At 44.5% G+C, this 533-nt stretch carries 1 pseudogene; it reads right to left on the reverse strand.

The window, feature by feature from the left end:
- Window positions 1-533, reverse strand: a pseudogene (locus R7Z77_RS28140) (hypothetical protein); the annotation flags it as partial.

The raw sequence follows: 533 nt of genomic DNA on the forward strand, positions 1-533 counted from the left end.
GCTTTCACCATGAGGCCCAATGACTTGAGTTCCATGGTGATAAATATAATTGCCAATTTCAGCCACGAGATAATCGCCGTTTGGGCGAGGTAGCAAATAGTCAAAAAAGGATATCTGGTATAAATATCGTCCTGTCGGTGCGTTGATGCGTTTTTCCATCGATTGCTTGTTCTTTTGCATGGTATAGCTTTCGAATTGTTTGCCATCAAACACGGTGGTGAAATAGTTCTGAGTCTCTTTCTGAACCTGAGATGGGTACACCTTTTTGGTGGTCCAGATTTGACGAGCACCATTTGCGCTAACAATCAACGAGTCATCACTGATTTTGTAATGGCCCACTTTTTTTAGTGCTCCCTTTTCTGGGCATAAGCGCTTGTTGTTGGAGGCGGCAAAGTACACTTCTTCGTTTTCAAACTGAAACGCTTCGCAATACACCACTTCATACGCGTACGCGATACCGCCAAGGTTTTGTGTGGTTTCGAGGCGATACACAATGTCACCGACCAAAGGATGGTCGGTGTTGTTTTGCTCTT

Source organism: Vibrio sp. 1401, from assembly GCF_033340295.1.